The sequence below is a fragment of the Novosphingobium sp. AP12 genome, assembly GCF_000281975.1.
Classification (GTDB): domain Bacteria; phylum Pseudomonadota; class Alphaproteobacteria; order Sphingomonadales; family Sphingomonadaceae; genus Novosphingobium.
On the sequence record NZ_AKKE01000027.1, the window covers coordinates 20,766 to 27,141 of the forward strand.

4 protein-coding genes and 1 pseudogene are annotated in these 6,376 nt (G+C 67.2%); 4 read left to right on the forward strand and 1 reads right to left on the reverse strand.

Annotated elements, in window-relative coordinates:
- Positions 1–220 precede the first annotated feature (220 nt).
- Positions 221–1,111 carry a CoA ester lyase gene (locus PMI02_RS05575; RefSeq protein WP_007679943.1) on the forward strand — a complete coding sequence of 297 codons (891 nt, stop codon included), beginning with the start codon at positions 221–223 and terminating at the stop codon, positions 1,109–1,111.
- 60 nt (positions 1,112–1,171) lie between these two features.
- Here the strand turns inward: PMI02_RS05575 and PMI02_RS05580 are convergent, their stop codons facing one another.
- Positions 1,172–2,539 (reverse strand): M28 family peptidase, encoded by a 1,368-nt coding sequence (locus PMI02_RS05580; RefSeq protein WP_007679945.1) that lies wholly within the window; start codon positions 2,537–2,539, stop codon positions 1,172–1,174.
- Between the two features lie 125 nt (positions 2,540–2,664).
- Here PMI02_RS05580 and PMI02_RS05585 point away from each other — a divergent pair, with 125 nt between their 5' ends.
- The 3 genes and pseudogenes from PMI02_RS05585 to PMI02_RS05595 form a co-directional block, all read left to right on the forward strand.
- The gene (locus tag PMI02_RS05585) at positions 2,665–3,696 is read left to right on the forward strand and encodes a hypothetical protein (RefSeq protein WP_007679947.1); all 1,032 of its coding nucleotides are present in this window, start codon (positions 2,665–2,667) and stop codon (positions 3,694–3,696) included.
- A gap of 103 nt (positions 3,697–3,799) precedes the next feature.
- A complete protein-coding gene (gene ettA, locus PMI02_RS05590; protein WP_007679949.1) occupies positions 3,800–5,479 on the forward strand; it encodes an energy-dependent translational throttle protein EttA in 1,680 nt (559 codons plus the stop codon).
- Between the two features lie 212 nt (positions 5,480–5,691).
- Positions 5,692–6,376 (forward strand): annotated as a pseudogene (locus tag PMI02_RS05595) (hypothetical protein); the annotation flags it as partial.

Here is a 6,376-nt window from a genome sequence, read left to right on the forward strand (position 1 = left end):
AGCGGAGGAGGGAAGCCGCTCCACGCCGCGCCCGCAATTGCGCTGGCGGGCACTGCGACTGACTTTGGATATAGGCAGGACAAACGTTTGTAACCTATACTTTCTGCTGAGCGGACTTCCGGGCCAAGCCACAATCCCTTGTCAACCATATCAGCCGCGCTTGACCGCCCGGCATCGCCCGTCCCAAGGGATCGTCACATCTTCGACCAAGGGAACCGCCATGACACCTGCCGACGCCCCTGCCGCCCTCGACCGGCCCCGCCGCAGCGCGCTCTACCTTCCGGCGTCCAACGCCAAGGCCATCGCCAAGGCGCGCACCCTGCCCTGTGACGTGGTGATCCTCGACCTCGAGGACGCGGTGGCGCCGGAAGCCAAGGAAGAGGCTCGCGCCGCCGCCGTCGCGGCAGTCGCTGAAGGCGGCTTCGGTCACCGCGAGGTCGCCATCCGCGCCAACGGTATCGACACGCCGTGGGGCGCGGCAGACCTCGCCGCGATCGCCGGCTCGAAGGCGGACGCGGTGCTGGTGCCCAAAGTCGACGGCCCGCAGGACATCGCCCACTACGAGGCGGCGCTGGCGCAGGCGCCCGCCTCGCTCCAGCTCTGGGCGATGATCGAAACCTGTGCGAGCGTCTTCGCGCTGGAGCCTATCGCGGCGATGGCGGGTTCGACCCGCCTGTCGCTATGGATCATGGGCACCAACGACCTCGCCAAGGAAATGCGCGCGCAGTTGACGCCCGAGCGCACGCCGTTCCTGCCGTTCCTGTCGATGACAGTGGCTGCCGCTCGTGCGCACGGCGTCGCCATCCTGGATGGCGTATGTAACGAATTCCGCGACCTAGACGCCTTCGAGGCCGAGGCTCGGCAAGGGCTGCTGTTTGGCTTCGACGGCAAGAGCCTCATCCACCCGGCGCAGATCGACCCGTGCAACGCGGTGTTCTCCCCCGGCGAGGCGGACCTTGCCTGGGCACATGGCGTGATCGAGGCGTTCGCCCTGCCCGAGAACCAGGGCAAGGGCGCGATCCGCGTCGACGGCAAGATGACCGAACTGCTGCACCTGGAGCAGGCGCGGCGGATGGTCACCGTGGCGGAGCGGATCGCGGCGGCGGGGTGATGCCTTCGGAGGAACCGTCGTCCCCGCGCATTCCGGGGACGACGGAGCCCGCCTTGCGCCTTACTTGGGCCCAGCCTCGACCATGCCAATCGGCCCAGCCTCGTTCGCGACCACCTTCAGCACCGCCGCCCAGGCATCGACGTTCTGCTGGAGCGCCGCCGGATCCACCTTGTCGAGCGTGTCGTCGGGTGTGTGGTGGAGGTCGAAGTAATGCGTGCCGTCCTGCCCGAGGTCGATGACCGCCAGCTTCTGCGCGGCGATGATCGCCTCGACGTCGGCGCCGCCATCGGCGCGGCCTTCGTGGGGGACGATGCCCATCGGCCAGAGCGCGGCGTTCACCTTGTCCGCCAGCGCCTTGTCCTGCGGGGCGCGGCTGAACTTGACCTGCCAGACCTTGTCGGCGCCGAAGTCGCTCTCCATCGCGAGGGCGTGGCGCTCGGCTCCGTGGCGCTTGGCATAATCGTCACCGCCGCCACCGGCGATGCCGGTTTCCTCGTTGCCGGACCACAGCACACGGATCGTGCGCAGCGGCTGTCCGCCCTGCTGGGCCGCCAACGCCGCCGCGCTGATGATCGCGCAGCCCGAAGCGTCGTCGACCGCGCCGGTGCCGAGGTCCCAGGAATCGAGATGGCAGGCGAGCACGATGATCGGCAGCGAGGGATCGCGGCCCGGCAGGTCGGCGATGACGTTGCCCGAGGTCGCGTCGGGGAACGGCTTGCCCATGAGCATGAGGTCGATGGCCATCGGCTTGCCGCGCGCCGCGGTGCGGGCAATCAGGTCGGCGTCGGGATTGGAGACCGCGCCCGCCGGGATCGGCTTCACGTCCTTGGCGAACATGGTCACCCCGGTGTGCGGATTGCGATGGCTGTCGGTGCCCGCCGATCGGATGACCACGCCCGCCGCACCCTTGCGCGAGGCGATCGACGGACCCTCGCGCCGCACATTGCCGTAAGGGCCGTAACCCGATCCGTCCTGCGCCGCGCGCATGGCGTGGTCGATGAAGGCGACCTTGCCCTTGAGCGAACCGTCGGGCGCCGCCTCAAGCGCGGCCAGCGTCGGGAAGTAGGCCAGTTCCGCCTTGAGCCCACCTTTCGGCGTAGGCACCGAATAGCCAAGGGCAGTGATCGCCAGCGGCTGCGCGAAAGGCGCCGTCAGGCTAGCGCGTTCGGGACCGCGCTGCCAGCCGAGGGTCTTGAACTCCTCGATCCGTACGTTCTGGAACCCCAGCGCCTTGAGCTTGTCCGCACCCCAGTCACGCGCACGGTCCTCGGCCGAGGAGCCGGCGGGGCGCGGGCCGATTTCGGTCGTCAGCCCCTCGACGATATCCCAGGCGACGCCCGACCCATTGGTCGGCGCGGCAATTGCGGGAGCGGCGGCGGAAAGGGCGGAGGCGACAAGCGCGATGCGTAAGCTGATAGCAGTGTTCATGGCGCCGGTGCTAACCGAGCGGCGAGGTCATGCCAAGGTGCGGTCAGGTCGCTTTTGGAACCATGTGGAAAAGCGCTTCCGATGGCGCTTGCGGCGCGCCTTCCGAGCGAACACAACCGCCTCCGATGCTCGCCTCGCTTACCCGCTTCCAGGCCTTCGCCCTGCTCGTCGCCATAGCGGTACTCGCGGCGCTTTCGCTGACGATCCGTCCCGAGGAGAGCGGCGCCGCCATCACCGGCGACGGGACGTATTCCGATGTCCAGCTTTACAAGGACATAGCCGGCGCCGTCGCGGGCGGTGAGGACTACTACCACGCCGCGACCCGCCTCCACCGCGCCCACGGATTCCCTACCAGCCCCTTCGTAACCGTCCGCCTGCCCACGCTCGCCTGGATCGAGGCAGGACTGGGCTGGAAGGCGACGCAGCTGCTGCTCGGTGCCTTGCTGGCGGTCACCGCCCTCGCCTGGTTCGTCATGCTGCGGCCGCTGGCGGACGCCCCGGAGCGGACTGGCGCGACACTGCTGGTCCTCGTCGGCGGAGCGATGGTCGGAAGCGCCGACCTCGTGGTGACGCATGAGTTGTGGGCGGGCGTCCTCGTCGCGCTGGCGACGGCGCTGCTGGTGCGCGGATGGTGGGGGCCGGCGCTGATCGTGGCCGCCGTCGCATTGATGATCCGCGAACTGGCGCTGCCGTTCGTGCTGATCGCCGGGTTCTGGGCACTGCGGGATGGACGGCGGCGCGAGGCCTTGTGTTGGGCGGGCCTGCTCATCGCTTATGCGGTCGTACTCTATCTGCATGATGAGGCCGTGGCCCCCCTATCGCTGCCGGGTGATGCGCTGTCGCAAGGATGGGGCGGGATGCGCGGACCGGCCGCGCCGCTGCGGGACATCGCCGAGGTCACGCTCATCAACCTGATCCCCCCGCCGCTGTCGTACTTGGTGACCTTGATCGCGCTGGTGGGATTCTTCGGCGCCCCTGCCCCGCTCGCGCGCATTGCCCTGCCATATCTGGGGGGGATCGCCGTCCTCCTCGCAGTCTTCGCGCGGCCGGTTAACTTCTACTGGGCGATCCTCGCCGTCCCCATGGTCGTCGCCGGCCTCGCCTTCTTTCCCGGCGTGCTGCGCGACCTGATCCGAGCGCTGCGCCGCCCCGCCTGACTTGATACCCCGCCAGCCGCCCCCATCTTGCGGGCGCAACGCCGGGGCTGTAAGGGCCGGTCCCAAGAATTACCGTATCGCATCTTAAATCCGAAGGACGCCCATGGCCGCCCAGTACGCCTACGTCATGAAGGGCATGACCAAGACTTTCACCGGTGCCCCCAAGCCCGTGCTCAGCGACATCTCGCTCCAGTTCTACCAGGGTGCCAAGATCGGCATCGTCGGCCCGAACGGCGCGGGCAAGTCCACGCTTATCAAGATCATGGCCGGCATCGACACCGACTATACCGGCGAAGCCTGGGCCGGCGAGAACATCACTGTCGGCTACCTCGAGCAGGAGCCGGAACTCGACCCCACCAAGTCGGTGCTCGAGAACGTCAAGGACGGTGCGCGCGAAACCGCCGACCTCGTCGATCGCTTCAACGAGATTTCGAACATCATGGGTGACCCGCCGGAAGACGTCGACTTCGACGCTCTCATGGAGGAGATGGGCGACCTCCAGGGCAAGATCGACGCTGTCGACGGCTGGACGCTCGACAACCAGCTCGAGATCGCGATGGAGGCCCTGCGCTGCCCGCCGGGCGACTGGCCGGTAGACAGCCTCTCGGGCGGTGAAAAGCGCCGCGTCGCGCTGACGCGACTGCTGATCCAGAAGCCCTCGATCCTGCTGCTCGACGAGCCGACCAACCACCTCGACGCCGAATCCGTCGAATGGCTGGAAAACCACCTCAAGGAATACGCGGGCGCGGTCCTGATGATCACCCACGATCGCTACTTCCTCGACAACGTGGTGGGCTGGATCCTCGAACTCGATCGCGGGAAGTACTTCCCCTACGAAGGCAACTACTCGACCTACCTCGAGAAGAAGTCCAAGCGCATGGAGCAGGAGGACCGCGAGGAATCCGGCCGCCAGAAGGCGCTCAAGGAAGAGCTCGAGTGGATCCGGCAGACCCCGGCCGCGCGCCAGACCAAGTCCAAGGCGCGTATCCGCAAGTTCGAGCAGCTGCAGGATGCCCAGGCCGGCCGCAAGCCCGGCAAGGCCCAGATCGTCATCCAGGTGCCCGAGCGCCTCGGCGGCAAGGTCATCGAGGTCAACAACATCTCGAAGGCCTACGGCGACAAGCTGCTGTTCGAGGACCTTTCGTTCATCCTGCCGCCGGGCGGCATCGTCGGCGTCATCGGCCCGAACGGCGCCGGCAAGTCGACGCTGTTCAAGCTGCTGACCGGCAAGGAAACGCCTGACACCGGCACCATCGAGATGGGCTCCACCGTCCACCTCGGCTTCGTCGACCAGAGCCGCGACCACCTCGATCCCAAGAACAACGTCTGGCAGGAAATCTCCGAAGGTCATGACTACATGACCGTCAACAAGCACGAGATGTCGACCCGTGCCTACGTCGGCGCGTTCAACTTCAAGGGCTCGGACCAGCAGAAGAACGTCGGCAAGCTCTCGGGCGGTGAACGCAACCGCGTCCACATGGCCAAGATGCTCAAGCTCGGCGGCAACGTCCTGCTGCTCGACGAACCGACCAACGACCTCGACGTGGAAACGCTGGGCGCGCTGGAAGAAGCCATCGAGAACTTCGCGGGCTGCGCCGTGGTCATCAGCCACGACCGCTTCTTCCTCGATCGTCTCGCCACCCACATCCTCGCCTTCGAAGGCAACAGCCACGTCGAGTGGTTCGAAGGCAACTTCGCCGCCTACGAGGAAGACAAGCGCCGTCGCCTCGGTGACGCCGCCGATCGTCCGACTGCGCTGGCATACAAGAAGCTGACGCGCTGATGCGCTGAGGCTTTCCTCGCCCGGCAATTCAACGAGCCGCCGTCCCGGAACCGGAGCGGCGGCTCGTTCATTTCAGTCTCATGGAAACTGAACAACGAGCATCGACGCGGTTCACCTACGCGACAGCGCGTATCGTTTACAAAGCTTTCACGAAGAGCCGCGATCGCCGTCCGGTGTATTCGGTTTTGGAGACCGGAAAGACTATGGCTGGAATGAAGAACATAAAATCGGGTGTGCTGCTCACCGTCGGAGCGCTGGCTATGGCGGCCACGAGCTTCTCCGCGCCGAGCTTCGCGCAACCCGGCGAAGATGGTGGCCGCGGCGACCGCGGTCAGCGCGGTGCCCCCCAACAGCAGCAGCAGCAGGCACCCCGCATGCAGGCGCCGCAGCGCCAGGCTCCCGTCGCTCCCGCAGCGCGCGGCAATGAGGGCCAGCGGGGCGGATGGCAGCGAAGCGAAGCGCGGCCGCAGCAGCCCCGCCCGCAGCAGGCGCAGCCCCAGCAGGTTCGCCCCGCCTCGCAGCAGGGCGGTGCCAACGAAGTCAGGCGCGGCCTTCCCGGCTGGGCCGGCGGCACCCGCAACGGAGAGCCCGTCAGCCCCAGCAATCCGCCGCGCGGCGGTAACTATCGCCCGAACGAGCGGGGCAACGACCGTAACAACGATCGCGACCGTGGCTCCGACTGGCGCGGCAACGACAACAACGGCCGCGGCGACAACAACGGGCGCGGCGACAACCGCGGGCAGAACAACAACGGCCGGGGCGACAACTGGCGGAACAATGACGGCCGAAACAACAACGACGGCCGATACAACAACGGCCGGAACAACAACGATCGCTGGCGCGGGAACGACAACCAGAACCGCAACTGGGATCGCAATGGCTGGGGGGGCGACAGCC

Bases quoted from the DNA above. Each gene is read 5' to 3' on its own strand.
- PMI02_RS05575 (WP_007679943.1), top strand. From the start codon at position 221: ATGACACCTGCCGACGCCCCTGCCGCCCTCGACCGGCCCCGCCGCAGC.
- PMI02_RS05580 (WP_007679945.1), bottom strand. From the start codon at position 2,539: ATGAACACTGCTATCAGCTTACGCATCGCGCTTGTCGCCTCCGCCCTT.
- PMI02_RS05585 (WP_007679947.1), top strand. From the start codon at position 2,665: ATGCTCGCCTCGCTTACCCGCTTCCAGGCCTTCGCCCTGCTCGTCGCC.
- ettA (WP_007679949.1), top strand. From the start codon at position 3,800: ATGGCCGCCCAGTACGCCTACGTCATGAAGGGCATGACCAAGACTTTC.